20 protein-coding genes and 1 tRNA gene are annotated in these 26,009 nt (G+C 68.7%); 12 read left to right on the top strand and 9 right to left on the bottom strand.

What is annotated here, in order from left to right:
• Positions 1–28 precede the first annotated feature (28 nt).
• On the top strand, positions 29–727 hold the full coding sequence (locus tag SROT_RS02825) for a sirohydrochlorin chelatase (protein ID WP_013137498.1): 699 nt from the start codon (positions 29–31) through the stop codon (positions 725–727).
• Between the two features lie 23 nt (positions 728–750).
• Here the strand turns inward: SROT_RS02825 and SROT_RS02830 are convergent, their stop codons facing one another.
• The 3 genes from SROT_RS02830 to SROT_RS02840 all read right to left on the bottom strand — a co-directional run bounded on the left by SROT_RS02830 (position 751) and on the right by SROT_RS02840 (position 5,327).
• Positions 751–2,115, bottom strand: a complete 1,365-nt coding sequence (locus tag SROT_RS02830) for a condensation domain-containing protein (protein ID WP_013137499.1) — start codon at positions 2,113–2,115, stop codon at positions 751–753.
• A gap of 19 nt (positions 2,116–2,134) precedes the next feature.
• Positions 2,135–3,679, bottom strand: a complete 1,545-nt coding sequence (locus SROT_RS02835; RefSeq protein WP_013137500.1) for a condensation domain-containing protein — start codon at positions 3,677–3,679, stop codon at positions 2,135–2,137.
• 190 nt (positions 3,680–3,869) lie between these two features.
• Complete coding sequence (locus SROT_RS02840) at positions 3,870–5,327, bottom strand: condensation domain-containing protein (protein WP_013137501.1); 1,458 nt, start codon at positions 5,325–5,327, stop codon at positions 3,870–3,872.
• 228 nt (positions 5,328–5,555) lie between these two features.
• On the opposite strand from SROT_RS02840, the gene SROT_RS02845 reads away from it, so the two are divergent.
• Together SROT_RS02845 and SROT_RS02850 are read left to right on the top strand one after the other, a co-directional pair.
• Complete coding sequence (locus SROT_RS02845) at positions 5,556–8,624, top strand: ATP-dependent DNA helicase (RefSeq protein WP_187288057.1); 3,069 nt, start codon at positions 5,556–5,558, stop codon at positions 8,622–8,624.
• The gene (locus SROT_RS02850; protein ID WP_013137503.1) at positions 8,621–11,809 is read left to right on the top strand and encodes an ATP-dependent helicase; all 3,189 of its coding nucleotides are present in this window, start codon (positions 8,621–8,623) and stop codon (positions 11,807–11,809) included. The genes SROT_RS02845 and SROT_RS02850 overlap by 4 nt, the downstream gene beginning before the upstream one ends.
• A gap of 42 nt (positions 11,810–11,851) precedes the next feature.
• On the opposite strand, the gene SROT_RS16975 is transcribed toward SROT_RS02850, so the two are convergent.
• Positions 11,852–12,640 carry a DoxX family protein gene (locus SROT_RS16975; RefSeq protein ID WP_013137504.1) on the bottom strand — a complete coding sequence of 263 codons (789 nt, stop codon included), beginning with the start codon at positions 12,638–12,640 and terminating at the stop codon, positions 11,852–11,854.
• Between the two features lie 38 nt (positions 12,641–12,678).
• On the opposite strand from SROT_RS16975, the gene SROT_RS02860 reads away from it, so the two are divergent.
• Positions 12,679–13,080, top strand: a complete 402-nt coding sequence (locus tag SROT_RS02860) for a PPOX class F420-dependent oxidoreductase (protein WP_013137505.1) — start codon at positions 12,679–12,681, stop codon at positions 13,078–13,080.
• Here the strand turns inward: SROT_RS02860 and SROT_RS02865 are convergent.
• Positions 13,046–14,305: an MFS transporter gene (locus SROT_RS02865; RefSeq protein WP_013137506.1), complete on the bottom strand. Its 1,260-nt coding sequence runs from the start codon at positions 14,303–14,305 to the stop codon at positions 13,046–13,048. The genes SROT_RS02860 and SROT_RS02865 overlap by 35 nt on opposite strands.
• A 158-nt stretch (positions 14,306–14,463) precedes the next feature.
• Here SROT_RS02865 and glf point away from each other — a divergent pair, with 158 nt between their 5' ends.
• The 6 genes from glf to SROT_RS02900 all read left to right on the top strand — a co-directional run bounded on the left by glf (position 14,464) and on the right by SROT_RS02900 (position 21,374).
• Positions 14,464–15,708, top strand: coding sequence for a UDP-galactopyranose mutase (glf, locus tag SROT_RS02870; protein WP_049773270.1), 1,245 nt, complete (start codon positions 14,464–14,466; stop codon positions 15,706–15,708).
• Entirely contained in the window at positions 15,705–17,678 is a 1,974-nt protein-coding gene (locus SROT_RS02875) for a glycosyltransferase (RefSeq protein ID WP_013137508.1), read from the top strand. Before glf ends, SROT_RS02875 begins: the two co-directional genes overlap by 4 nt.
• Positions 17,675–18,598, top strand: coding sequence for a decaprenyl-phosphate phosphoribosyltransferase (locus SROT_RS02880; RefSeq protein WP_013137509.1), 924 nt, complete (start codon positions 17,675–17,677; stop codon positions 18,596–18,598). The genes SROT_RS02875 and SROT_RS02880 overlap by 4 nt, the downstream gene beginning before the upstream one ends.
• Positions 18,576–20,444 carry an arabinofuranosyltransferase AftB family protein gene (locus SROT_RS02885; protein ID WP_013137510.1) on the top strand — a complete coding sequence of 623 codons (1,869 nt, stop codon included), beginning with the start codon at positions 18,576–18,578 and terminating at the stop codon, positions 20,442–20,444. Before SROT_RS02880 ends, SROT_RS02885 begins: the two co-directional genes overlap by 23 nt.
• 8 nt (positions 20,445–20,452) lie before the next feature.
• Positions 20,453–20,525, top strand: a tRNA-Leu gene (locus SROT_RS02890).
• Positions 20,526–21,002: 477 nt separating this feature from the next.
• Positions 21,003–21,374 (top strand): hypothetical protein, encoded by a 372-nt coding sequence (locus SROT_RS02900; protein WP_013137511.1) that lies wholly within the window; start codon positions 21,003–21,005, stop codon positions 21,372–21,374.
• Between the two features lie 40 nt (positions 21,375–21,414).
• On the opposite strand, the gene SROT_RS02905 is transcribed toward SROT_RS02900, so the two are convergent.
• The 4 genes from SROT_RS02905 to SROT_RS02920 form a co-directional block, all read right to left on the bottom strand.
• Entirely contained in the window at positions 21,415–21,771 is a 357-nt protein-coding gene (locus SROT_RS02905; RefSeq protein ID WP_013137512.1) for a nucleotide pyrophosphohydrolase, read from the bottom strand.
• Positions 21,768–22,856, bottom strand: coding sequence for a GNAT family N-acetyltransferase (locus SROT_RS02910; protein WP_013137513.1), 1,089 nt, complete (start codon positions 22,854–22,856; stop codon positions 21,768–21,770). Before SROT_RS02910 ends, SROT_RS02905 begins: the two co-directional genes overlap by 4 nt.
• 373 nt (positions 22,857–23,229) lie before the next feature.
• A complete protein-coding gene (locus SROT_RS02915) occupies positions 23,230–23,658 on the bottom strand; it encodes a transglycosylase family protein (protein WP_013137514.1) in 429 nt (142 codons plus the stop codon).
• Positions 23,655–24,218 carry a YfgM family protein gene (locus SROT_RS02920; RefSeq protein ID WP_013137515.1) on the bottom strand — a complete coding sequence of 188 codons (564 nt, stop codon included), beginning with the start codon at positions 24,216–24,218 and terminating at the stop codon, positions 23,655–23,657. Before SROT_RS02920 ends, SROT_RS02915 begins: the two co-directional genes overlap by 4 nt.
• A gap of 177 nt (positions 24,219–24,395) precedes the next feature.
• Here SROT_RS02920 and SROT_RS15930 point away from each other — a divergent pair, with 177 nt between their 5' ends.
• Complete coding sequence (locus SROT_RS15930) at positions 24,396–24,707, top strand: LIM domain-containing protein (protein ID WP_013137516.1); 312 nt, start codon at positions 24,396–24,398, stop codon at positions 24,705–24,707.
• Between the two features lie 108 nt (positions 24,708–24,815).
• Positions 24,816–26,009 carry an acetyl-CoA C-acetyltransferase gene (locus tag SROT_RS02925; protein WP_013137517.1) on the top strand — a complete coding sequence of 398 codons (1,194 nt, stop codon included), beginning with the start codon at positions 24,816–24,818 and terminating at the stop codon, positions 26,007–26,009.

The following is a 26,009-nucleotide window of genomic DNA, read 5'->3' on the forward strand; positions in this document are numbered from 1 at the left end:
CGCGCCCCGGCCGGGGTAGGGTGATGCTGTGCCGCCCGACCAAGCCTCCCTCCTGCTTGTCGCGCATGGCACGCGGTGCGCTGAAGGCGTGGCCATGTTCGAGGACTTGCGGGACAAAGTGGCCCAGCTGTTGCCGGACGCACAGGTGCGGCTCGCCTATGTGGACGTGATCGGCCCCACCCCCGAGGACGCGCTGCGCGAACTGCCCGGACCCGTCGTGATCGTTCCGGCCTTCCTCGCCAGCGGCTATCACGTTCGGATCGACCTGCCTGAGCAGGTGCGGCGCAGCGGCCGCTCCGACACAGTGACCGCCCCTGCGCTTGGCCCGGACGTCGCGCTTGCCGAGGTGATGGCCGAACGGCTCACGCAAGCGGGTTGGGCGGGCGAGGGCCAAGTGGTGCTTGCGGTCGCCGGCAGCAACGATCCAGCAGCGCAGGCGGAGAACCAGACAACGCTGCGCCAACTGGAGGCCGTGCTCGGCGCGAGCGTGCTGCTGGGCACGATCGGCCAAGGCTCTCCCCGGATCGCCCAGGTGGTCCCCAGCCTCCCCGGCCCCGTTTTCATCGCGCAGTATCTGCTCGCCGACGGCCTTTTCTCACGCAAGCTCATCGACCTCGCCCCGCAGGCGAAAGGCAGAGCCGGGCCACTGGGGACACATCCCAAAGTGGTGCAGCTTGTCGTGCGCCGATACCGGGAGGGCCTCGCTGAGCCGCGCCCCAACGTCTGAAGCGCACGCGCGCGCCGGTCGGCTCAACACTGTTCCCGCAAGATCGCTTCGAGCCTTTGGCACAGCCGCCCGACAGTCTCGCGCGCGACGGCGGTGTCCGGATGGCGGATGCGCAGCCACAGCCCTTGGCTCGTGCGGGAGAACCAGAACTGCGCGTCGTCCGCGACGGTCGTGTTGCTGATATGCGTTGTGCGCCGCTCGGTGTCGGCGGCGGACGCGGCGAACACTTTGCGATAGTCGATATGGCTCACCATGGACACGTCTCTGCGGACGAGCTCGAACGCCCCGGCCCGGCCCGAGAGCACCTGCCCCATCGGCACCTGGGCCGCTGGCAGCGCTTCGCGGAAGGCCAGCCGGTTCTGCCGCACGCCGTCGGCGAAATCGGTCCCGCAACGGAACACCAGCGGAATGTTGGTGACGAACCAGCCCACTGCCTCCTCCCACTCAGGACGCAGCAGGATGCGCATGGGGGTGAGCGTCGCGATGCGCTCAGGCCCGCCCAAATCCCGCACGGCCCCGGCGAGCGCGGTCAATTCGCCGGAGTAGAGGCTGCCTTCGTGGCTGTGGCAGAACGTTTCGAATCTCTCTGCGCCGTTCTCGTCCAGCAGTTCGCGCACGACAGTGCGTTGCGGCTCGATCTCCCCTGGCCGCACCCCGAGGTCCAAGGGGAAACTGGGGAACAGTCCTTTTTGCGAGGTGAGGAACTGCCGCCAGATGGTCAGACCAGGGTGGTCCTGCGGCAGCGGCGGCTGCCCGGTCTCATACGCGCAGTAGTCGAGAAAGCTGCCGACCTCGGGCAACGTCGGCGCTGGTTCGCCCGCGACCCGTGCCAAATAGTCCGCGCGCACTTCGCGGGCAATGATCGCCAATGAGAGCGCGTCCACCGCGCTGTGATCGAAACCGCAGATCACGGTGCTCGTTTCCGGGCGGTCGACGGCGGCGAAGAGCGCGGCGGGAAATCGGGTCGGATCGCACACCGAGCGAAGCTTTTGCCGGAGCGTCGCGCTGAGCTCGTCGGCAGAAGCCATCGGAAGCGCCGCGTCCGGGGCGACGAGCGCGACGGCGCTGGCTGGATGGACCCGCCGAATGATGTTCCCGTCCACCGCCTCGAAAGAACAGCGCAGGCTCTCATGTCTGCGCATCAGCGCGGCGAAGGACTCGGTGAGCGAGTCGGGCCGGATCCTGCCCGGCACGTCGAACGTCACCGCCAACCAGCCGTCGCTGCCATTTTTGGCTCCTTCGCGGCCCAGGAGCACCGCGTTGAGGTGAAAGCCCTGGTTCGCCGACGGCGGGATGTCAGAAACCGGGCCAAGGGGCTGCGGCGGCGAATGCCATTGAAGGTAGCCGCCCGGATCCAATCTGACCAGGTCGATCGTTGTGACCAGCATACAGGGGACCGTCGTCGGGTTAGGCGTGCGACAGTTGCGCGATGGCGTGGCCGCCCGTTCGCACCACATCGAGGAACACGCCTCGCAGATGCTCCACGTATTTGCGGATGGAGGCTTCCGCGATGGGGTTGCCGGGGAAGTACACAATGAGCTCGAGCACGTCGTGGTACCGGTTGAGCCAATTGAACACCGTCGTGGTGGGCGGCACCGGCTGCACGATCTTGTGGTACGAGGTTTCCTTCGTGGCCAGCCACTTCGGGAACAGCCGCACGTCGATGAACGAGATCATCGGCGGCGGCTGGAACGGGATGCCGGTCGAGTCCGCCGCGCCGGTCGCCTCGGCGACGAGGTCGATGACGCGTTGGATCGGCACCGAGGTGAGGTCCTTGGTCGCGGTCATCGCCTCGCGAGCGCGCGGCACGAGGTCCGCGAAGTCGTCCGCGCCCCGCAAGTCGAACACCACCGGGATCGTGTTGATGAACCAGCCGTGCGTGTAGGTGTACCGTTCGTCGTCGCGAGTCGCCACCGCCCGCAGCATATTGAACTGGTCGATGCCGCCGAGCTCGTAGTTCGTGGCCGCGAACGCGGCGTACAGGCCAGCGGTGAAACTGCCGCCGCGCTGCTTGCAGTATTGGTGCAGGACCTCGGCCTCAGCCTCGGTGAGCAGCTCAAAAGCGAGCACTTTCCCGCCCGGCTGGTCCGCTTCCCCGCCCAGGGGCAGGGGGAACTTCTGCAGCTGCCCGCCGAGCGTGTGGTAGTACTCGATCCACCGTTGCGTCTCGGGGGATTCGATGGTGAGCGACGCGAGACGCTCGCGTTCTTCCCGCGCTGCTTCGAGCTGGCTGCCGGGATCAGGCAGCATCAAGGGCTCGTCCTCGGCGATCGACGCGTACAGCGACTTGATTTCGACTATGGCGATGAGGTTGCTGTACCCGTCGCAGAAGCTGTGGTCCTCGGCGTAGACCGCGTGAAAGCCGCCCGCGTGCTCGACAGCGGCGAACACCAGCGCCGGCCAGCGCAAAGGGGAGGTGTTCGCGTCGAAGCGCGAGACGAGGTGGTCGCGCACTTGCGCGCTCGTTTCGAATGTCGGGCCCTCGACCAGCTCCCAGGTGAGCGTCGCGGGGTCGACTTCGTGCCGGACCACTTTGGAAATCGCCTGTCCGGCGTTGCCGATCGCCGCGACCTCCTGCACTTCGAACCAAGAGCGCAGGCTGTCGTGTCGTTTCAGGAATTGCTGCCACACTTCGCCAAGGGCTTCGCGGTCGAGTGGAGCCTCGAAATCGACGGAGACCGCCTCCCACACCGCGGGGGGCGGCGTGGGCAGTTGGGCGTTCGCCGCCGCGCGGCGGATGTGGCGTTCTTGGATGTAGGAGGCGGGCACCGCGCTGACCGGCGCGCCCGGACCTGACGAAGCGGCCGGGGCCGAGACCCGCCACTCCCAGATTTTGCCCGCGGGCGGCTGCCAAAGGTTCACCGGCGTCTGGATGCCGTGCTGCTCGGTCGGACGCGCACGCGACACAGCGGTGTCGGCGCCGTCGTGGACTCCTTTTGCTGGCTGATTCACTCGGTGGTGTCCTCGCATCGTCTCAGGTGCTCGGTGCTTTGCACGTTGGAAACACAGTCTGCCATGTGGAACCGTGTGTTTCACGACGGTAGCACTACCGCCGAGCGGCAGTGTGCTCATCTGCGTTTTTTCCAGCCCAGAAAGCCCAGTTCACAGAGAGAGATTGCGGTTTTCTAACGAAACTCGCCGCTCACGCGGGCTGGCGCAGCCGCTCCGCGCGAGCGGCGAGTTTCTGACCGGAAAGCGCGAACTCCCCGGTCTCGGCGACGCTGACGACGATCCTGCGGAACGTCGAGAGATATTTATGGACGTTGCGGCTGGCGGTTTCGGTGTTCGGGTACCTGCCGCAGAGCACGAGGCCGCTCGGAGACCGGTTGAAGAACAGCGCGACCTCGTCGTCGGAGTAGTTCTTGCTCCGCAGGCCGCGCAGGCGCCATTCTTGCCATTGGTCGATGCCAGGAATGGCGAAGCCGTTGATGAAGGACACGAGGAAGGAGTTGTCCCGCGTGGGGCCCAGCAGCTCGCGGACCCGCGCGTAGGGGACTGAGGCGATGAGCCTGCCGGTTTGCTGCGTCTGCTGCGCGAGCGGGAGCGCCGAGGAGAACGAGTCGGACATGCGCAAGTCCACGGTCATCGGCGCGACCCCGACGAACCAGCCGAGGGATTCCGCCCAGCGGGGATGGTTGCGGGTGTGGAACGGCATGACGGCGCTGAACTGCTCTCGGTCCGAAGTGAGTTTCGTGCTCAACGCCAAAGCGGCGATGATGCCTGCCTGGTAGTTGCCCCCGGCGGCCTTGCAGGCTTCGGAGAAATCTTCGCTCAGCTGCGAGTCCAAGAGCCACGACATGTACCCGCGCTGCGCCACTTTGCCCCGGTGCGACCGCATGTCCTCCAACGGCAGCGGGAAGGTCACCGCGCCGCCGTCCTTGAGGACCGCGTCCCAGGCGCGCACGGCGGGGTGCTCGGGGCCCACCGCCTGCGCGGCCACGCGTTCCTCGGCCGAGAAGTCGACGTACGAGTCCTTGTCCCCGGCGGGCTCCGGGGTGAAGTCCGGGGCCTCGACGAGCACCTGGCGGTACAGCTGCACCAGCTCGTTGCCGAGCAGGTAGATGGAGTACCCGTCCAAAAGGCTGTGGTCGGCGACGAACAGCACGGTGAACGTGCCATCGTCGCGCTCAAGGGTGGAGAACACGTAGCCGGGCCAGCGCGACGGCGAGGCGATGGTGTCGAATTGTTGGCTGAGCTCGCGGTGCACGGCTGTCGCCGAATGCAAATCGCCGACGTCGATGGGAACGAAATCCGCCGCGCCCTCGGGGAGGGTGCGGCGGATGAGCGGCGAGGTCTGCGGGTGCGACAGGTCGACGAGCTCGACTTGGGAGCGCAGCACTTCATGGCGGTCCGCCCAGAGGCGCAGGGTGCGGGCGAAGGCCGCGTGGTCCAGCTCGCCCTCGAACTCCAAGGCGGTGCCGATCCACGATTCCCGCGTCTCGCACTTCGCGAGCGTGTACGCGCGCAGGTGCGCTTCGTGGACGAAGGAGGCGGGTCGGGGGTCCACCGGCCAGTCGCGCATCACGGTTTCGGCGTGTGCCATCCAATGGGTGACCCGGCCTGGGGTGATCGGGTAGTCGAAGAGTTCGACGAACTCCATCGGCCCGCTTCCTCTCTGTCTCGTTTCCGTCCGTTTCCGCGCCAGGGGTGTGGATTATTCTGCCGCTGGCGGCATCGGGGCGCGGGGCGCGAAAGCAGTGTGCTCTGCGTCTCGATACTCGGAAGAACTATTCCATGGAATCCTACATCACATTCACGCTCGTCGCTCGTGTGCGCGATAGTTGTCAGAGTTCGATGTTGCAATGGAAACCGTGTTGAGATGGACAGGATGAGCCCGCGCCAGCTATTCGAGGAGCCAGCCCGATTGTTCCAGGATCTGGCTTCGGGCCGCCGAGGGCCGTTCATGGTCCGAGGCGGGCCCGGATCTGGCAAAACGAGGCTGGTCGTGGATTTGGCGTGTCATTGGGCCCCGCAACCGGGCACGGTCACGGTGGTGCTCACCTCGAACCGCGCGGCCGCGGACCGGCTCCGGGCCCAGATCCACGGCAGGCTGCTGCGGGCCAGCCCCCAGCTGGCGTTGGCCAAACCGCTGGTGCGAACCACCCATTCGTACGCCTTCGCGCTGCTCGAAGCGCGCGCGAGGGCCTCGGGGAATCCGCCGCCCCGGCTGATTCCGGCGGCGGAGCAGGACGCGACATTGCGCGAGCTGGCCATCGATCAGGCCGCTCGCTGGCCCGAGCCGTTGCGCGCGGCGCTCGGCTCGATGGAATTCACCGCCCAGCTGCGTTCAGTTTTCCAGCGCGCGGCACAGCACGGGCACGGGCCGGAAGGACTGATCGCGCTCGGCACGGCGCGCGCCCGCCCGGAATGGGTCGCGGCGGGGCGCACCTGGCGGGAATACGAACAGGTGATGACGCTGCGCGGCGCGGTCGGCATGGCCGACCCGGCCGCGAGCCCCGGCGCGCTCGACGCGGCGGAGCTGCTGGGCGCCGCGCTCGACGCGGTGGCCGAAGACCCGGACCTGCTGTTGCACCCGCTCGGCAAGCCGGGTTCCCGGTTCGTGGTGTTCGTCGACGACGCCCAGCATTTCGACCCCCAGGCGGCCCGGTTGAGCAGCCTCGCCGCGCGCCGCGCCGATCTCGCGGTCTGCACCGTGGACCCGGACCAGTCGGTGTTCTGGTTCCAAGGCGCGCAAACCGGCCCTGGCTTGTGGCGCGAAGCCGAGCAGTTGCGCCTGGGCCCGAGCCAGCGGTTGTCGTCTTCGGTGGCGCAGCTGGTCGCCGCGGTCGCGCCGCGCTCCGCGCCGCAGGTCGCGACCTGCCGCGAGTCGGCGGGGGAGGCGCAGACGCGGCTGTACCCCACCGTCGCGGCCCAAGCCGAGGGCGTGGTCGAGGCGTTGTGCCGGGCGCACGCCCGCGATCAGGTCCCGTGGTCGCGCATGGCGGTTCTGGTCCGTTCTGTTCCCGTGTTGGAGCCGTCGCTCGCACGCGCGGCCGCCCTCGCGGACGTGCCGTTGCGCCTTGCGGCGATGAGCGGCCCGCTCGCGGCGAACACGGCTGTGTCGGCGTTGCTCTCCCTGCTCAAAGCGCTCGCGCGCAAGGCGTTGGAGCCCGCAACAGCGTTGGAGCTGTTGGTCTCGCCGATCGCCGGGGCCTCTGTTGCCCAAGCGCGCTCCCTGCGCAGGCTTCTGCGCGCTCAGGAGCCGGACCGCCCGTCGCTCGACCTTCTCGCCGAACTTGTCCTCGGAGCACGAGAACACGATGTGCCCGAGCCAGTGCTGCGCCTGCGTCGGGTGTGGCGGGCGGCCTGCGAGGCGCTCGGCGCTCCAGCTCCGACGGTCGAGACCGTCCTATGGGCCGCGTGGTCGGCGAGCGGACTGGAGGAGCGTCTGCCCGAAGGCGATTTCGCGGCGGTGCGCGCGCTGTTCGCCGCCGCGCGAGCGCAGCGCGCCGCCGACGCGGCCGACGCCGCGGCCGAGCTGGCGCGGTTCGCGGAGCGGGTCGAGCGCGAACGGCTGCCCGTGTCCGCAACGCTGGGCGACGGGGGCGGCTCGGATGCGGTGACCTTGCTCTCCGCGCACGCCGCCGCCGGACAGGAATGGGACGTCGTGGTCGTCTGCGGGGTGCAGGAGGGGCTGTGGCCCGGGTTTTCTGAGTCCAGTTCCTTGCTCGGCGTGGACGAGCTCGCTGCCGCGCTGGCGGGGACTCCGGCAGAAGCCAAGCTGGACGCGCGCAAACAAGTGCTTGCGCAGGAGCGCAGGCTGCTCTATCTCGCTTGCTCGCGCGCTCGGGAGCAGCTGCTGGTCACAGCAGTGGAAGGCGAAGGCGATTTGGTCCCGTCCCGTTTCTTGGCCCCGTTGGCCCCGTTGGCCCTGCGAACGCAGGAGCACGGCCCGGCAGAGCGCGCCGCCGCGGCGCCCCCACCGGCTCCGGCGACCCCGTGGAGCTCGGCGGGCGTCGTTGCCGAGCTGCGCGCCCTCGCCTGCGGGGCAGACCAGCACAGGGCGCAGCGCGCTGCCGCCGCCCTCGCCGCGTTGGCCCAGGCCGGGGTGATCGGCGCCCATCCCAAGAGCTGGCACGGACTCGCCGAGGTCTCCACAAGCGAACCGCTCGCCAAGGACGGCTCTCTGACGCTGAGCCCTTCTCGGGTCCAGCAGTTGCTCGATTGCCCGTTGCGCTGGCTCTTCGAGAGGGCAATGCCTGCTGCTCCGGGCGAGGCCGCTGCCATCGGCACAGCCGTGCACCTGCTGGCCTCGGTGGCGGACCGCTTCCCTGAGGACGAGTTGCAGGCCGCGCTCGACGCAGCGGCACGCGCGGCGGACGAGCGCAGCGCCCGCCCGCCGTGGGCCGCGCAACGGCGACGGGAACAGCTCGCGCGCCTCTTCGCCGCGTTCATGGCGTGGCGCAACGCCTCACGCGGCGAATTGACCCAGGTCGGAGTCGAGATTCCCGTGGAGATGAGCGTTTCCGGGGTGACGCTGCGCGGGAGGATCGACCGTCTGGAGAGGACAGCGCGCGGCGAGCTGGTGATCGTGGACTTGAAGACCGCTGCGACGCCCCGGAGCGCCGCGTCGGTTCGAGAGGACCCCCAATTGGCCTGTTACCAGCTTGTCGTCCGCATGGCGCGAGACGAGCCGGTGGCGGGTGGCAAACTCGTCTACCTCGGCGCCCTGCGGCAGGAGACGGGCGCTGCCGAGCGCGAGCAGCCCGCCCTCACCGAAGAAGAGGCCGCCCAGTGGAACAGCACGATCCGCGAGGCCGCCGCGGCGGCGGCAGGCCCGCAGTTCCGCGCCCGGCCGAACCAGCATTGCGGCAGCTGTCCGGGGCGGCGGTGCTGCCCGGCCCTGCAAAGCGCGCCGGGGGCTCCGCTCGCCGGCGCGGCGGGCGGGGCGCGATGATCGGTCCGAGATTGCTCGCCCAAGCGATCGGCGCGCCTGTGCCGAGCGAGGAGCAAGAGCAGGTGATCGGGGCGCCGCTCGCATCGTCCGCGGTGCTCGCCGGGGCCGGGTCGGGCAAGACCGAGACCGTCGCGGCCCGGGTGGTGTGGTTGATCGCCAACGGCCTGGTGGAGCCGGAACACGTGCTCGGCCTGACCTTCACGAGATCCGCCGCGCGGGGCATGCTCGCCCGGGTCCGCGCGCGGCTCGCGGGCTTCGCGGCTTCGCCGCTCCTGGAGCGCGTCGACCCCACCGGGCGCCTCGGGGAGCTTTTGGAGAACTCCGAGCCCCAGGTGATGACATATGACGCCTATGCGGGGGAGCTGGTCTCGCGTTGGGGCTTGCTCCTGGGGGCAAGCGCGACCGAAGCCGCGGCGGGCGGGCGGGTCGTGTTGTCCGAAGCAGGGATGTGGCAGTTGGCGTACGAGACGGTCGCGAACTGGGAGTCGTTGCTCTCGGTGGACAGGGGCGTCGCAGGCGTCGCGGAGGCGGTCACCGCGTTGGGCAGGCGGATGGCGGAGCAGCTCGCCGCTCCGGACCGGGTCCTCGCCGCCGCCGAGGAGCTCGCGAGACTGGTGCGGACATTGCCGAAAGGGCCGAGGCAGCGCGCCGAGCCCTCGCTCGAATTGCGCGAAGCCGTGGCCGTGCAGCAGGCTCGGGCGGAACTGCTGGGCGTGGTCGCGCGGATGCAGGACCGGTTGCGTTCGAGCGGGGCGGTGGACTTCGCGACGCAGACAGCGCGCGCCGCCGAACTCGCGCAGCGATTCCCCCAGGTCCGCGCCGAGGAGTGCGCGGCGCACCGAGTGGTGCTGCTCGACGAGTACCAGGACACCGGCCATGCCCAACGGATACTGCTGCGCGCGCTGTTCGGCCCGCCCCGCATCGGCGGGGCAGCGCGGGGCGGCGGGGCGAACGGGGCAGCAGTGACCGCGGTCGGCGACCCGCACCAGGCCATTTACGCCTGGCGCGGCGCGTCCTCGGGCAACCTCGCAGCCTTCCAAGCCGACTTCGGAGCACCTGAGGCGCTTACGCTCATGACAAGTTGGCGCAACCCCGCGTCGGTGCTCGACCTCGCGAACCTCACCGCCGCGCCGCTGCGCCGCGCCGGGATCGCCGTCCCCGAACTCGCCGCCCGCCCCGACGCGCCCGCCGGCGAGGTGCGGGTGGCGCTGTTCGACGACGCGGCCGCCGAACGGGCCTGGATCGCGGAGCGTCTGCGCCACGCGGCACAGACCTCGCCGACGAGGCCTTCCATGGCGGTGCTGGTCCGCCGCAACGCCGACGCGGTGCCGGTCGCCGAGGCTCTCACGGCGGCGGGCCTTGAGGCGCAGGTGATCGGGTTGGGCGGGTTGCTCGCCACCCCGCAGGTCGCCGAACTCGTGGCGATGTTGGAGCTGATCGCCGACCCCGGAGCCTCCGCCGCGGCGTTGCAGGTGCTCACGAGCCCGAGGTGGCGGATCGGAGCCCGCGACCTCGCCGCGCTGGCGCAACGGGCGCAGGAGCTAGGACCTGGGCGGGCGCGGCCGCTCGCCCCCCGCGATCCTGCCGAGCTGGTCGAACAGCTCACCGCCGTGCTCGCCGACGACGGGTCTGAACGTGCCGGGTTGGGCGACGCCCTCGCGGATTTGGGCGACCAAGGGCGGTACTCCGCCGCCGGATACGCGCGCCTCGCCCTGCTCGCAGGCGAACTCGACCGCTTGCGCGGACAGCTCGCCCGACCGCTGCCGGAGTTCGTGACCTTGGTGGAGCGCGTGACCGGGCTTGCCGTCGAAGCGGACGCGCAGGCGAAAGAACGGCTCTCGGCCTTCGCGTCGGTCGTCGCAGAGCACGCCAAAGCCGCCGAGCTGCTCGGCGGCTCGGCGAGCCTCGCGGGCCTCGTCGGCTATGTGCGCCTCGCCGAGACGGTCGAGCGCGGGCTGCCGGTCGGCGAGGTCGCCCCCGACCCCCGCAAGGTGCAGGTGTTGACGGTCCACGCGGCCAAAGGCCTGGAATGGGACGTCGTCGCGGTCGCGCACCTCTGCGCAGGAGTGTTCCCGACGGGCCGGGCCCGCTCCACCTGGATCGGCGCCCTCGCCGAGTTGCCGCCCGAGGACCTCGGCCCGTTGACCTCGTCGCAGGACCGGGCGGAGCTGCAAGAGATGCTGCGCGCGGAGCGCGAGGCGGCCAAGGAGCTCGCTGGTGAGGAGGAGCGCCGGCTCGCGTATGTGGCGGTGACCCGCGCCAAGCAGACCCTGCTGCTCTCCGGCCATTGGCTGGCCGAAGGGGCCGAGCGCGCGCTCGGCCCCTCAGCCTTTCTCGTCGAGTGGCGCGACGCCCTCGTCGCCGCAGGCGGCTCGCCCGACATGTGGGCCGAATCGCCCGCGCTCGACCACATGCGTCCTGCGTCCGGCGAATCAGAAGGCGCGCTGTGGCCGCCGGACCCCCTCCTCGGTCGTCGAGCCCAGACGCAACGGGGCGCGGAGCGTGTGCGGGCGGCGTTGGCGGACGCCGTCCCGCTTCCGCGACCAGAAGGCCCCGACGCCGAGCTGTATGAGGCCGCCGCCGCGCTTGTCGCCGAACGCGCCGCCGCGGCAGAGGCGCGATCAGTCGAGCGGGCCGGGCTCACCGTCAGCGATGTCGTCGGCATCGCTGTCGATCCCGCCGGGTTCGAGCGCGAGCGCGCCCGGCGCGGTCCCCGCCCGCCTGCGCCCGAGGCGCAGGCGGGGATCGGCTTCCACGAATGGGTGCGCCGCTGGTACCTCTCCGAGGAGCTTGTCGGTTTGGACGAGCTGCCCGGCGCGGCGGACGACGACGATGCGGTCGCGAGCGAAAAATTGCGGCAGAAATTCCTCGAATCGCCCTGGGCCGCGCGCAGCCCGGTGGCTGTGGAGACCCCGTTCGAGCTCAACCTCGACGGGGTGCTGGTGCGTGGGCGCATCGACGCGGTGTTCGCCGAGCCAGGCGGCGGTTATGTGGTGGTGGACTGGAAGACCGGCCGGGCCGATCTCCGCAGGGCGAAGGCGCAGTTGTCGGTGTATCGGCTCGCGTGGCAGCGGCTCACCGGAGCCGCGCAGGTCGCGGGCGCGGTCCACGAGGTGGCCACCGGGGTGACGAGGACCTTCGACGATCTCTACACAGCTGAAGAGCTCGCGGCGCTGCTGCGCTGAAGAGCTCGCGGCGCTGTCGGGCGATCTGCGCCGCCGCCGGGGCTATTTGCCCGTGACAGCGATCTTCAGCGCTCCGTACAGAAGCGGGAATTGCAGCGGGAGCCGCCCGAAGGCGATCGCCTCGGGGAGGACGCCTTTGCCGGTGAAGTCTTTGGCCATTTGCACGTTCGCCGGGTAGACGGCGGCGAACAGCGCGGCGGCGGCGAGGCCGCCGAGCTTGCGGGTGCGCGGGATGACGAGGAGCGCCCCGACGCCGATTTCGGCGACGCCGGACAGGTATGTCCAGAGCCTGGCCGAGCCGGGCAGGCTGGGCGGGACGATGCGGTCGAATTGCTTGGGGATGAGGAAGTGCAACGGGCCGGCGACCAAGAGCGGCGCGGTGATCGCCACCAGGTTCCATGAACCGGCGGGCTCCGCCGCCCCCGCCGGGGTGCGCAGGGGCGTGAGCTCCGCCAGCGGGGCGGGCAGAAGGTCCACGGCGAGCTGCGCGAGCCCTTCGAACTCGTGTCTGAGCTCGGCGAGAGCCGGGGCTATTTCGCCTTTGCGGGTTCGGGACGGCAACGACAGCGCTTTGCCCGCGAACCGCCACGACCTCGGCAGGACCCCGTCGAGGCCGAACGGGGCGAGCAGTTTGGCGAGGAAGCTTCGCTTTGGGGGCAGCGCCGGCGCCACAAAACTTGCGAGGGGCGCGGGCAGCCGGTCGGCCAGCTCGGCGACGCTGTCGCCGAAATCCGCGACTCGCCGGTCCAAGTCGAGGTCGTGCACCGCCTTGCCCACTGCGGCGGGAAGTTTTTTCCGCTCCGAACGTTCCAGCGATGGTGAGATGCTCATCTCGCCAAGCGTAGCCGAATGCCGCGTAGCATGGGCCCATGACCGCACTCTTCGACCAGATCGCAGCAGAGAAGTACGTGTTGCTCACGACATACCGCAAAGACGGCACGCCCAAGCCGCTCCCGATTTGGGCGGTCCGCGACGGCGACGAGCTCTTGATATGGACGGTGGCGGACTCGTGGAAGGTCAAACGCATCCGCAACAATCCGAGGGTGACGTTGCGGGCGTGCGACCGCACGGGCAAAAACCCTTTCGGGCCGACGGTCGAGGGCACTGCGGCCATCCTGGACGCGGCGGGCACCGAGCGCGCGAAACAGGCGGTCAAGGAGAAGTACGGGCTGTTCGGCCGGGCTATGGTCGCCGCGTCCGACCTGCGCGGGAAGGCGCGCACGGTGGGTCTGTCCATCACCGAGGCCCCTGCGCAGGCCCCTCTGCCCTAGCCCCTCGCGTCAGCCCCAGCCCCTCGCGAGGCCCGTCCTTGTGCAGCGAGCGGGTCGCAAGGGCGCCGACGACGAAGATCCCGGCGGCGAGCAGGAAGGCCGAGTCGTGGCCGAGGTTTTGATACACCAGCCCTGAGGCGAAGGAGCCCAGGCTGATCCCTATGTTGCAGGCGGAACTCAGCATGCTGGCAGTCATGTCCGGCGAGACCCGCGAGTAATGCAGTATCGCGGACGAGTTGAGCGTGGGAATGGCGCCGAAGCCGATCCCCCACAGCGCCGCCGCCGCGAAGGACGGCCACATCGAGGGGAGCAGCGACCACAGACAGAGCTGCGCGCCGCACAGCAGCAGGAATCCCACCGCGATCGCGCCGCGCAGCCGGTGCGTCGCGACGGCCCCGGCCAGCCCAGTTCCGGCGAGCGTGCCGATCCCGTACGCCATCAGCAGGGCCGGCGCCAATCGGTCGGGGAAGCCCGCCGCGGTCAGTTCGGCTCGGAGCAGGGTGAACGCGAGAAAGTGCCCGGTGAGCCACACCAGGCCGAAAAGGCACACGGTCGCGGCGGGGCGGTCGGGCCAGGGGAAGAACGGTCTGCGGGCGCCTCCTGCGAGCGGGGGAGCGTCGGCTTTCCCCGACGGCAGGGCGGGCAGGAGCAGCCTGGCTGCGACCACGCACGCTCCCGCGCTGCCCGCAAGGGCCAAGAAGGTCCCCCGCCAGCCGGAGCCGCCCGCGGCCGCCACGGCGGGCACGGCGAGCGCGAGGGCGAGCACATTGCCGGAGAAAAAAATCGCGACAGCGGGCACCATGCGTTTCGCCGGGCTCAGGCGGTGCGTGATGTCGATGCCGACGCCGAAGAAGATCGCGTGGCCGAAACCGCCGATCACTCGGGCGGCGACGGCCAGCGGCAAGCTCCGGGTGACGGCCAAGGCCGCGGTGGACACCGCGAAAGCGCTCATCGAAAGCATGAGCACCTGTCTGCGGTCGAAACGGTCGAGCAGCCGGATCGCCGGGACGGAAGCGAGGACCACCGTGATCGCGTAGCAGCTCACGAGGAGCGCGGCGCGCGATTGCGGGACCCGCAGATCGGCGGCGATGTGCGGCAGGACCCCGACCGGGCCCACTTCCACTGTGATGACCACCAGCATGCACAGCGAAAGGAGGACCAGTTTGCCGAGCGGAAAAGGCTGCTGGTCCTTCTGGCCGATGGGCGCGGGCTGGTCAGTTGCCATGGGCTCGGCTGCCAGGCGCGCTGTCCGAGGGCTCGCGCCGCGAGGGCGCGGCGCGCCCGCACGCGCGCGACGCCGCGGGAGCAGCGCACGCAGGTGTTTTTGGCTCGAGCGCCCGCGGCGGCGGGTCCAACCGGTCCATGACGAAGCCCATCTGCTTGATGATACTGATACCCTGGTCAGCCGTGGCCCCGCTTTCTTCGTACGATCTCGTCGTGGTCGGCTCCGGCTTCTTCGGCCTCACCGTCGCGGAACGCGCCGCGTCGGAGCTGGGAAAACGAGTGCTCGTGCTGGAGCGCCGCGCCCACCTCGGCGGCAACGCGTGGTCCGAGCCCGAACCCGAAACCGGGATCGAAGTGCACAAATACGGGGCGCACCTGTTCCACACCTCGAACACCGCGGTCTGGGACTATGTGCGGCGGTTCACGGAGTTCACCGACTATCAGCACCGCGTGTTCACCAAACACGCCGGACAGATCTATCCGCTGCCGTTCGGCCTCGCCCTGTTCTGCCAGTTCTTCGGCCGGGCCTTCACCCCGGCCGAGGCGAAGGCGTTCGTCGCCGCCCAAGCCGCCGAGGCGGTCGGCGACCCGGACGAGAACCTGGAGAACAGGGCGGTCTCGCTCATCGGCCGCCCGCTCTACGAGGCGTTCGTGCGCGACTACACCGCAAAGCAGTGGCAGACCGACCCCAAAGAGCTTCCCGCGGAGATCATCACCCGCCTGCCGGTGCGCTTGACCTTTGACACCAGGTACTTCAACGACCGTTTCGAAGGCTTGCCGAAAGACGGCTACGCCGCGTGGCTCACCAAGATGGCCGAGCACCCGCTCATCGACGTGCGCGCCGACGTGGACTATTTCGACGTCGCCGAGCGGATTCGGGAGGAGAACCCGCAGGCCCCAGTGGTGTACACCGGTCCGCTCGACCGCTACTTCCACTGGTCCGCGGGCGCATTGTCGTGGCGGACCCTGGATTTCGAGACCGAAGTGCTCGACGTCGGCGACTTCCAAGGCGCCGCCGTGATGAACTACGCGGACCTCGACGTCCCGTACACGCGCATCCACGAGTTCCGCCACTTCCACCCGGAACGGGACTACCCGAAGGGCAAAACCGTCGTCATGCGCGAATTCTCGCGCTTCGCCGCCCGCGCCGACGAGCCGTACTACCCGGTGAACTCCCCGGCCGACCGGGCCAAGCTCGCCGTGTACCGAGAGCTCGCCAAACGTGAGGGCGCCGAGCGCAGGGTCCTGTTCGGCGGACGCCTTGGCACGTACCAGTACCTGGACATGCACATGGCCATCGCGAGCGCCATGCGGATGTTTGAGAACGAGCTGCGCCCGTACTTCGCCACCGGGGCCTGGCCGGGCGCGCGGAGCACGGCAGCGACACAGAGAGGGGCCGTATGAGCCAGCCCGAAGCGGCACAGCAGGCGGCGCAGACCCCGCCTGTCGGCGTGGGGGCGCCCCCCACGAGTTCTGCGAGTGGGGTGCGAGACGAAACACTCCTCCAAAGGCTCGTCCTGCCTCGGGCGGGGGAGTCCGCAGGGGTGCGCAGGCTGTATGTGGAGCATCCCAACTCCGCGACGCCGAGGGCGCACGCGATCGACCGTTCCCGGCTGCGCATGCGCCCGGACACCGAGGTCTCTTTCGCCACCTACTTCAACGCTTTCCCCGCCGCGTACTGGCGGCGCTGGACGACTCTTCGCTCGGTGGTGCTGCAGGTCGAGCTCAGCGGCCGGGCCGGGGTCCAGGTCTATCGGTCCAAATCCGACGCGGCCCCGGTCCTGTTGGAATCCGCGGTCACCAGCGGCGGCGACCAGGCGCAAACCCTGCGCTTCGAGCTGCCGCTCACCGCGTTCGAGGACGGCGGCTGGATGTGGTTCGACGTGACCGCCGAAGAGGAACCGGTGGTCTTGGAGCGGGCGAGCTGGCATTCCCCGTCCGAACCGCCGGGCGGCTGTGGCCCGGAGCAGAGCAAAGTCGCCATCGGCATTCCGACCTTCAACCGGCCCGCCGACGCGGTGCAGGCCCTCCTCGCCCTCACCAGCGACCCCGTGCTCGACGCGCGGGTCGGGGCCGTGGTCATGGTGGACCAGGGGACGAAGAAAGCCAAAGACGAGCCGGGGTTCGCCGAGGCCGCGTCCCGGTTGGGCGATCGCCTCACGGTGCACCACCAAGGAAACCTCGGCGGCTCCGGCGGCTACGCCCGCGTGATGCACGAGGCGCTCACCACGACCAAAGCAGAGCGCTTCGTGGTCATGGACGACGACGTGGACGTGGAGCCCGAGTCGATTCTGCGCCTCATCGCGTTCGGGCGTTGGGCGCAGACCCCGACCATTGTCGGCGGCCAAATGCTCAACCTGCAGGAGCGCTCGCACCTGCACTCGATGGGCGAAGTGCTCGACCGTGTGCGCCTCATTTGGGAGAAAGCCCCCAACACCCGCTACGACCACGACTTCGCCCGCACCCCGCTCCTGCAGACCAAGCAGCTGCACCGGCGGGTGGACGTGGAGTTCAACGGCTGGTGGCTGTGCCTCATCCCGCGCAAAGTGCTCGAAGACGTCGGGTTGCCGATGCCGTTCTTCATCAAATGGGACGATGTGGAGCTCGCGTTGCGCGCCCGCAAGGCGGGCTATCCCACAGTCGGCCTCCCCGGAGCCGCGATCTGGCACATGGCCTGGGCGGACAAAGACGACCGGATCGACTGGCAGTCGTACTTCCATTTGCGCAACCGGCTCATCGTCGCCGCGCTGCACCACGACGGCTCCCGTCTCGGCCTGTATTTCCACCTCGCGAAGGCGACGTTGTTCCACGCCCTCACCATGGAGTACTCGACCTTGGCGTTGCAGCTCAAAGCCGTCCGGGACTTCAAAGCCGGTCCTGAGGGCTTGCACGGGCTGCTGCCCAAGGCCCTCGGCGAGGCCCAATCGCTGCGCAAGAACTACCCCGACGCGCACGTCATCGCCTCCGCAACCGAGCTGCCGTTGCCGTCCGGCCGCGACATGGGGGGCACCCGCAAACCGCTCGGGCGCGTCGGCAAGGTTGTGCGGATGGCCACCGCCGTCGCCCATCAGCTCAGCAAAGAGAACCCGGAGCACCATGAGCGCCCGCAGGCCAACGTCTCGTCCCTGGACGCCTGGTGGTGGATGCTGTCGAAAGTGGACGGGGTGACCGTCACCGTGGGCGGCGGATCTGGCGTGGTGTACCGCAAGCGTTCCAGGGCGGAGGCGGTCCGGCTCGCCAAAGAGTTCGCCCGCGAATTCGTCGGCCTCGCCCGCGACTACAGTTCGCTCGCGAAACGCTACCGCGCCGCAGCGCCCGAGCTCACAAGCGAAAAGACCTGGCTGAAGACTTTTGGCGTGAAGGATGGAGCATGACTGACATCGAACAGGGATCGAGCGTGGTCCCGAGCCGTTCGAACCCTGCCGTCGGCCTGATCAAGGCCATGCGGCCGAAGCAGTGGGTGAAGAACGTCCTGGTGCTCGCCGCCCCGCTGGCCGCCCTTGGCAGCAAAACCGGCGTGAGCTTCACCGACATCCTCGGTCCGATCCTGATCGCGTTCGCCGCGTTCTGCCTCGCGGCTTCCGGGGTGTACCTGGTCAACGACATCAAGGACGTCGAGGCAGACCGTGCGCACCCGGTCAAGCGCAACCGTCCCATCGCAGCGGGCGTGGTCCCCCCCGCCCTCGCCGCCGCCGCAGCGGCGGTCCTCATGGCGGCTTCGATCGCGATCTCCTTCCTCGCGAACTGGCACCTTGCCGTCGTGATGGCGATCTACCTTTGTTTGCAGCTCGCCTACTGTTTCGGGCTCAAGCACCAGCCGGTGCTGGAGATCTGCGTCGTCTCGTCCGGGTTCCTGCTCCGCGCCATCGGCGGCGGCTCGGCGGCGAACATCGAACTGTCCCAATGGTTCTTGCTGGTGATGACCTTCGGATCGCTGTACATGGCGGCGGGCAAACGGTACGCGGAGCTCAAAGTCGCCGAAGAGACCGGAGCGAAGATCCGCAAGTCGCTCGAAGGCTACACCAGCACGTACGTCAGGTTTGTGTGGACCTTGGCCGCGACCAGCGCCCTGCTGAGCTACGGCCTGTGGGCCTTCAACGGCCACCCCGCCGACGCCGGCGTGTGGTACGCGGTCTCCATGGTGCCGGTCGTGATCGCGACGCTGCGCTACGCAGTGCATGTGGACGGCGGCGACGCAGGGGAACCGGAGGAAATCGCCTTCTCGGACCGCGTGCTCCAGCTGTCCGCGCTCGCCTGGATCGGGGTGATGGTTGTCGCGATTCTCGTGGTCTGACCGATTCTCCAGGCCGAGGCCGACCGCGGCGGCCACGGGGAGCCGGGCCAAGGACCGGACGTTTTGGCTCGCCTCGGCGCTGACCACAGCCCTGTTCATGTTCGGGGCCTGGGAGCACCGCTGGATCGCGGACGACGGCCTGATCGTGCTGCGCACCGTCCGCAACCTGTTGGCGGGCAACGGGCCGGTGTTCAACATGGGGGAGCGCGTGGAGGCCAACACCTCCACGGCGTGGACCTACCTCGTTTTCGCCCTCGCCTGGCTCACCGGCCTGCGGTTGGAATACCTGGTGCTGGGCCTCGCCCTCGTCCTCGCCGCCGCGGGGCTGCTGTTCGCGACGGCAGGATCACGGCGGCTGTGGCGGCGCAGCCCAGGCGTTCTTTTGCCCGCCGGGGCGCTGATCTACATCGCGACCGACCCGGCGCGCGACTTCGCGACTTCCGGCCTCGAGAACTCCCTGTCCCTCTTCTGGCTCGGGCTGCTGTGGTGGTCGCTCATGCGGCTGTCCGAAATATGGGAACGCGGCGACAAGCCGCCGCGGCCCGTGCTCGCCCTGATCGCCTTCTTCGCCGGGCTCGCCCCGCTCGTGCGCCCCGAGCTCGCCCTCGTCGGCGGCGCGGTCCTCCTGCTCATGGCGCTCGCCCCAGTCGGTTGGCCGAACCGGCTCCTCGTCACGGCGGCCGCTGGAGCCGTGCCGGTGGGCTACCAGATCTTCCGGATGGGCTACTACGGCGTTCTCGTCCCGACCCCGGCCATCGCGAAGGACGCGAACGGCTCGAAATGGCTCCAAGGATGGCATTACCTCGTCGATTTCGCCGGACCGTACTGGTTGTGGCTGCCCGTGGCGCTCATCGTCGCAATGCTCGTCGCCGTGCTGCGCGCCGGCCTCGGCGGCGACCGGGTCGGCCAGGCGCACGGCAGCGCCCAAGCCCACTGGGCGACACGCGCAACCGTCATCGCAGGGGTCCTGTCCGCCTTCGGCGTGCTCGAAATGGTGTATTGGATGCGCGAGGGCGGCGACTTCATGCACGGCCGGGTGCTGCTCGCGCCCCTGTTCTGCGCCCTGCTCCCCCTCATGGCCATGCCCGTCGCGCTGCCTAAGAGCCTGTCCCGGCGCAGCGTCGCCCAAGCCGTCCCGGCCCTGCTCTGGACCGGTGTCGCCGGGTGGGCGCTCTTCGCCGCCTTCGGCGCCCATCGGGGCGACCCCACCGCCGTGAACGAATACGGCATCGTCGACGAGCGCCGGTTCTACTCGGCGAACACCGGCCACGCCCATCCGCTCCTCGCCGAGGACTACCTCGACTACCCGAGAATGCACGGGCTTCTCGAAGCGGTCGCCGAGAATCCCTCCGGCGGCGTGCTCCTCCCCGGCTGGGACGCGGACTGGGTCGTCGACCCGCTTCCCGACCCCCCGTTGCGCGGCCAGCCCTACCGGACCACCGTGTATTTCTTGAACCTCGGCATGTCCAGCATGAATCTGCCGCTCAGCGTGCGGGTGCTCGACCAGATGGGCCTCGCCTACCCCCTCGCCTCCCACACCGAGCGCATCCCGAACGGCAGGCTCGGCCACGACAAACTCCTCTTCCCCGACTGGGTCATCGCCGACGCCGGCGGCGCCGACGACCACCCCTACCTGCCCGCCCAATTCGACACCCAATGGGTGCGGGAGGCGCGCGAGGCGCTCACCTGCCCCGAAACCGCGCAGCTCCTCGACTCCTACCGCGCGCCGCTCACCTGGGCCAGGTTCAAACAGAACCTCAAACACGCATTGCGGCTCACCGGCTACCGGATCGACCGGGTTCCCAAATACGAACTGCAACGCTGCGCTTTGCCGCCGGTAGAGTGAAACCACTCGCCCCCGTAGCCCAATGGCAGAGGCAGCGGACTTAAAATCCGCACAGTGTCGGTTCGACCCCGACCGGGGGTACAAAGGGGGTTCATTAATTCTCAGAGCGATGCCGCAGGGCAGGTGGGGTTAAGGCTTGCCTGTGTCCAAACCAGAGGATTCTGGTGCTGAATTATTTCCGCGTCGATTGATCGGCTCTTGCCGGGGATGCTCGGAGGTTTGGCGAACCGGTTCTGAGCGAACTTTCGGCGGGGGTGTTTGGTTCTTGTTTGGGTGTTGCGGCGTCCGTGGGCGCCGCGGTGGCTCCGGCCCGGGCGACTGGGCCGCGCTCGACGACGCGGACGACAACGGGCAAGCCCTCCTCGGCCTCATCGACGAACTCCGCGCCAAAGGATGTTCCTGACCCAAACGGCGCCGCGATCGGCACGGGCCGCTCATGCGCCACCACACGGACAACCCGGCGGCGACAAGGCGGGTTCGTGGAGTCGTTGACATGAATTTCGCGACGGTGCTAGCGTCGTGCCATTCCTAGCTGGAGCGCGTCGCAGAGGAGAGGCTATGCCGTCGGAACGATTTGCCGCGTCGTGGTGGACGCTTGGTTTCGGCGGAGCGATGATTCTGCAGGGAGTGTTTCGCAAACAGTTCGCCGAGCACACGTTCTGGGGCTACAACGGCGGGTGGCAGCGCGAGATCGCGGTGTGGAACCTCGGCACCGTGGTCACTGCCCTCAGCCTGGCAAAAGAGCCAGAGGCGCCCGCGCGGGCCCAGGTTCGCGGTTACGCCGTTCTCTCGGCTCTGTTCGCTGTCAACCATCTCGCTGCGGCTGCGCGCTCGCCGAGGAGCTGGGGCCATTGGGCGGCGGCGGGAGCCAATGCCGCAGGGCTTGCCGTCGGTCTGCCTGCTCTGTTGCGGGCCCGGAAAGCGTCCTGACGCCCTGCTCCCCGCCAGTGCCGGAGCCTGGTCGGCGCGGTCATAGGGCGTTGTGCTTCGTCGCGTTTCCTTTTGCTCGCGCCACTGGGTAGCGGATCTCGTTGACGGCGAGTTTTTCCTCGGCGGCCTCGATCAAGTCGACGCCGACATGGCGCGCGAGACGGAGCAGATAGTTGAGCACGTCGGCCATCTCAAAGGAAAGCGCTCTGCGGAAGTCCTCGTCGTCGGTGGTTTTCTGCCGGATTTCCTCATCGCTCAGCCATTGCATGACAGCCATGAGCTCGCCCACTTCTCCCCCCAACGCCAGCGCGAGGTTCTTCGGGGAGTCGTAGAGATGCCAGTCGCGCGCGGCGACGAATTCGGCCAGGGCTCCTGCGTACTGTTCGAGACCGCTCATGCGAGTTCGGCTTTCTCGTCGGGCGCGGCCCGGCGAAGGTCCTGGGGGCGCGATTCGTCGGGGCTGCACCCGAGCGTGAGCGACCATTGGACGACGCATTGGTCCGAGCGGTACGCTCCGGGCAGCAAACAGTCCACGCGCCATCCGTTCTTGTGCATGACCTTGGTGATGTCTGGTTCTGCGATTTGGTGGGTGTAGTAGCGCGACCGTTGCGAGGGGAAGAGGTCGGGGACGAGAGCGACGAGTTCGGACAAAACTTCCATGTCTCTTCCGCAGAGCGGGGCGACCTTCACGGCGGCTCCTTTCTTGGGGCCTGCCGCGGCCAGGGCGAGCAAGGAGCCGTTCTCGTCCAGGCCGAGATTGATGTCCTTGAATTTTTCGTTGAGGTCGCGTCGGCTCCGCCTGCGGAACCCGTCCACCAGGGATAACGCGACCTGCTTGCTCTGGTCGGCCAAGATCGGGGCGTAGAATTCGCAGACCATGCCGACGACCGCGGGCAAGTCGTTTTCCTCGCACTCGCGGATGATCCATGATCGACGGCCGTGCTGTGGCCGGAGGTCTTTGTAGAGCACGAGTTCCCGAACTCCGTCTTTGTACTGGTCTTGCGCCGAACCGGCGACGACGAACCCGTGCCGGCGGAAGAAGCCGAGCGCTTTGGCGTTGGTTTCTGCGACGGTGCAGTAGATTTGGCGGGCTCTGCGCCGCAGCGCGAACTGTTGCGCGTGCAGAAGCAGCGTCCGGCCGAGCCCTGCGCCGGATTTCGCGCGGGGCGAGACGATCAACGGGCTTATTTTCACCGTTCCCTGCCGTTTGAGCGCGCAGTTGAGGACGCCGAGCTGGTCGGCTCCGGGCGTGGCCAAGATCTGGGTGTCCTGCGCTTGGGAGAAATGCCCGTGCCGGTCTTCCCCGCCGCGCAAGTGCGCGGCGAGGACGCGGTCGGCGTGGGCGACGTGGTCTCCTCCGTAATAGTCGGACAAGGCAGTTGTGAAGATTTCCCGCAGGAACCCTCGGTCGCTTTCGACGGCCGGTCGGAGGAAAGCTCCTTGAGCGGCGATGGAAGACGGCTTCGCGGATGCGCTCACCATAAACTTTCACCTTCTTTCGGGGGAAGCTTCGACGCTGTGTTCCGCGCAGGGAGGATGGTTCTGGGGCTCCTCTCGCGGGATCGGCCCCGGTCTGATTGGGAATTGGCCGATGCCACGCCGCCGGGGGCGATGAGAGAGTCGAATCTTCCCGATGGAATTTTTCTCGCCTCCAATGAGGCCCTTCTCTTCATGAGAAGAGAAGGGAAGCGTTCTTGCGGGCGCTTCCCTTCTTCTTTCCGGAGAGTAACGCACTCGAAAGTGACATGCAACACCCTTTGCGAATTATAGTGATCCATCGAGCCCTATATGACTGGCGATGTTCGTCTGCCGGGCGGTCGCGGCGGGGCGTCGGCCCGGCGGGCGGCGCGGGCCGCTAGTAGCAGCGCAAGGGGATCCAGCACGGGCGTACGGGCAGGGCTTTTTCGAGTTGGGTCAAGATGTTCGGGATGGAGCCGACCGCCGCGTTCCCGGTGCTCATGGCGCACTTGGGCCACGCGGAAGGGCCCTGGGCGGCCATGATCCGGTCTGCCACGGCGATCTGTTCCTGCGGCGATGCGGCCGCGGGCGACCCGACCCCGCCGTTGGCCCGCCAGGTCGAAGCGCTGATTTGCAGCCCGCCGTAGAAGCCGTTTCCGGTGTCGGCCGCCCAGTTGCCGCCCGATTCGCACTGCGCGATGGCGTCCCAATCGACGGGAGACGAGAGTGCCGCGCTGCTGCTCGCGCCGAGCGCGACGGCTGCGAGCAGCAGGACGACGCGCATTCTTCTCCCCATCGGCTTCATGGGGTTCTGATGCGGTTTCATAGGATTCTGATCCCGCTGGTCAGCCATTGGCCCCCGGTTTTTTCCAGGTCGAGGCTCAGGCGAACCCGGTCTTGTCTCGGTTCGGGCGAGTCGCTGTTGCGCACTGATTCGTTCACGAGCAGTTCGATGGTGGCCTTGTCGACGTCCGAAGAAATGAGCGCCACCTCTTCTATGGACCCGCTCGCCGAGACTTTTTTCTCGATGAGCTGCTTGCGCAGTTCGGCGGCTTGGGCCGAATGCGCGTCGTTGAACTCTTTCGTCGAGTTTTTGTAGAGTTCGGAGAAGTTGTTGTCGACCGTCTCGGCGTTGATGTTGGACAGGACGAGGACGTAGCTCTTCGCCGCTCGGACGGCTTGGGCCCCGGCGACTTCGCGCTGGTAGCTCTCGAACGCCTGCCATCCCAGCCAGCCGGCTGCGATTGCCGCCCCCGCGACGAACAGCCAGATGAGGCGGACGCGCACATGCCGCTGATGCCATCGCTCCCGTAGGGCGTGCGGCGGCTGGCCGGCCTGCTCCGCGCCCGTGTCTATCGCGTCTGGGGGTGGTGCTGCGTTCTCCACGGCGGTTTGTCCGTTCTGTTCGTGCGGGATCGTGCGGCGCTGTGCGCGTGTCGATAAATTAGTTTCTGGCACACAACATATATGCCACTGTGATTGCCCGTCCCATCCGCCCTCGGCGTGCCGTGTTTCGGGTCGTGCCGGGGCGGTCCAGCCCGGCTTTGCCCGTAGGCTGCACATGTGCCACGACGCAAGCCGAACGCGGAACCCAGGAAGGGGCGCGCGCCCGCCCCACGGCCTGGGCCGCCGAGCTTTCGGTTCGCCACTTCGGAGGCCGGACCGGACGGCGAGGAGGAGTACGTCGTGGTCGCCGTGCCCGGCGCGAAGGCCGTCAAGGCGTACCGCTGTCCTGGGTGCGACCACGAGATCGGCGTGGGGGAGCCGCACGTCGTCGCCTGGCCCGCGTTCGACGCCTCGGCGGGGGAGCGGCGGCATTGGCATCGCAGTTGTTGGCAGGCGCGGGGTCGGCGCGCTCCGTCCCGGCGCCGTTGAAGACCTGCCCCGAAAGCCTGCCGCCGTCGGCCGCGGTCTGATTGGCCTCGTCGGCGCCGGTCGGCGTAGGCTGGTCCTGGTATCGAATCGCAGATGAAAGGTTCCAGGATGGCCGGCTCAGTGATCGTTGGTGGCGCGCGCACGCCGTTCGCGCGCCTGCTCGGCAACTTGAAGGCGCTCACCGCGCCGCAGCTCGGCGCGGCGGCGATCGCTGGCGCGCTCGAGCGCGGCGGTGTGCCCGCCGACGCGGTGGAGCTTGTCATCATGGGGCAGGTGCTCACCGCTGGTTCCGGGCAGCTGCCCGCGCGCCAGGCCGCCGTCGCGGCCGGGCTGCCGTGGTCGACGTCCGCGATTTCCACCAACAAGGTCTGCTTGTCCGGGTTGGACGCGATCGCCACGGCGGACGTGCTGATCCGCGCGGGGGAGAACGAAGTCGTCGTCGCCGGCGGCCAGGAGTCGATGACCCAGGCCCCGCACTTGCTCCCCGGCAGCCGCGCGGGCTTCAAGTTCGGCGACGTGGCCCTGGTGGACCACATGCAGTACGACGGACTCCACGACGTGTTCACCGAGCAAGCGATGGGCGCGCTCACCGATCAGGTGAACACCGCGCCGCCGTCCGGCCGCTGGCAGCCGGTCAGCCGCGAGGACCAGGACGCCTTCGCCGCGGCCTCCCACCAGCGGGCCGCGAAGGCGTGGAAAGACGGGGTCTTCGCGAACGAGGTCGTGCCGATCACTGTTCCCGGCCGGAAAGAATCACTGACGATCTGCGAGGACGAGGGCATTCGCCCGGACGCGACGACGGATTCGCTCGGCGCGCTGCGACCCGCTTTCGACAAGGCCGGCGCGATCACGGCGGGCAATTCCTCCCCGTTGTCGGACGGCGCGGCTGCCGTGGTGGTGACCAGCGAGGCGAAGGCCCAGTCCTTGGGGCTCACGCCGATCGCGAAGATCCTCGCGCATGCTTCGGTCGCTGGTCCGGACTCGACCTTGCAGCTGCAACCTTCCGACGCGATCGCGAAAGCCTGCGCCAAGGCTGGGCTCAGCCCCGCGGATCTCGACCTGGTCGAGATCAACGAGGCGTTCGCAGCGGTCGGCGTCGCTTCGTCCCGCGCGCTCGGCCTCGATCCTGAGCGGGTCAACGTCAATGGCGGCGCGATCGCGCTGGGCCATCCGCTCGGCGCCTCCGGCACTCGCATCCTCCTGCATTTGGCCTTGGAGCTGCGGCGCAGGGGCGGCGGCGTCGGCGCTGCCGCGCTGTGCGGCGGCGGCGGCCAAGGCATCGCCGTGCTCATCCAGGCATAG

This window comes from Segniliparus rotundus DSM 44985, assembly GCF_000092825.1.
Classification (GTDB): Bacteria; Actinomycetota; Actinomycetes; order Mycobacteriales; family Mycobacteriaceae; genus Segniliparus; species Segniliparus rotundus.

Excerpts from the sequence above, each read along its gene's own strand:
- SROT_RS02910 (WP_013137513.1), bottom strand. The coding sequence starts at position 22,856 with ATGGTGAGCGCATCCGCGAAGCCGTCTTCCATCGCCGCTCAAGGAGCT.
- SROT_RS02830 (WP_013137499.1), bottom strand. The coding sequence starts at position 2,115 with ATGCTGGTCACAACGATCGACCTGGTCAGATTGGATCCGGGCGGCTAC.
- SROT_RS02845 (WP_187288057.1), top strand. The coding sequence starts at position 5,556 with ATGAGCCCGCGCCAGCTATTCGAGGAGCCAGCCCGATTGTTCCAGGAT.
- SROT_RS02860 (WP_013137505.1), top strand. The coding sequence starts at position 12,679 with ATGACCGCACTCTTCGACCAGATCGCAGCAGAGAAGTACGTGTTGCTC.
- SROT_RS02880 (WP_013137509.1), top strand. The coding sequence starts at position 17,675 with ATGACTGACATCGAACAGGGATCGAGCGTGGTCCCGAGCCGTTCGAAC.
- SROT_RS02925 (WP_013137517.1), top strand. The coding sequence starts at position 24,816 with ATGGCCGGCTCAGTGATCGTTGGTGGCGCGCGCACGCCGTTCGCGCGC.
- SROT_RS02905 (WP_013137512.1), bottom strand. The coding sequence starts at position 21,771 with ATGAGCGGTCTCGAACAGTACGCAGGAGCCCTGGCCGAATTCGTCGCC.
- SROT_RS02865 (WP_013137506.1), bottom strand. The coding sequence starts at position 14,305 with ATGGCAACTGACCAGCCCGCGCCCATCGGCCAGAAGGACCAGCAGCCT.
- SROT_RS02850 (WP_013137503.1), top strand. The coding sequence starts at position 8,621 with ATGATCGGTCCGAGATTGCTCGCCCAAGCGATCGGCGCGCCTGTGCCG.
- SROT_RS02915 (WP_013137514.1), bottom strand. The coding sequence starts at position 23,658 with ATGAAACCGCATCAGAACCCCATGAAGCCGATGGGGAGAAGAATGCGC.
- glf (WP_049773270.1), top strand. The coding sequence starts at position 14,464 with ATGATACTGATACCCTGGTCAGCCGTGGCCCCGCTTTCTTCGTACGAT.
- SROT_RS02840 (WP_013137501.1), bottom strand. The coding sequence starts at position 5,327 with ATGGAGTTCGTCGAACTCTTCGACTACCCGATCACCCCAGGCCGGGTC.
- SROT_RS16975 (WP_013137504.1), bottom strand. The coding sequence starts at position 12,640 with ATGAGCATCTCACCATCGCTGGAACGTTCGGAGCGGAAAAAACTTCCC.
- SROT_RS02875 (WP_013137508.1), top strand. The coding sequence starts at position 15,705 with ATGAGCCAGCCCGAAGCGGCACAGCAGGCGGCGCAGACCCCGCCTGTC.
- SROT_RS02900 (WP_013137511.1), top strand. The coding sequence starts at position 21,003 with ATGCCGTCGGAACGATTTGCCGCGTCGTGGTGGACGCTTGGTTTCGGC.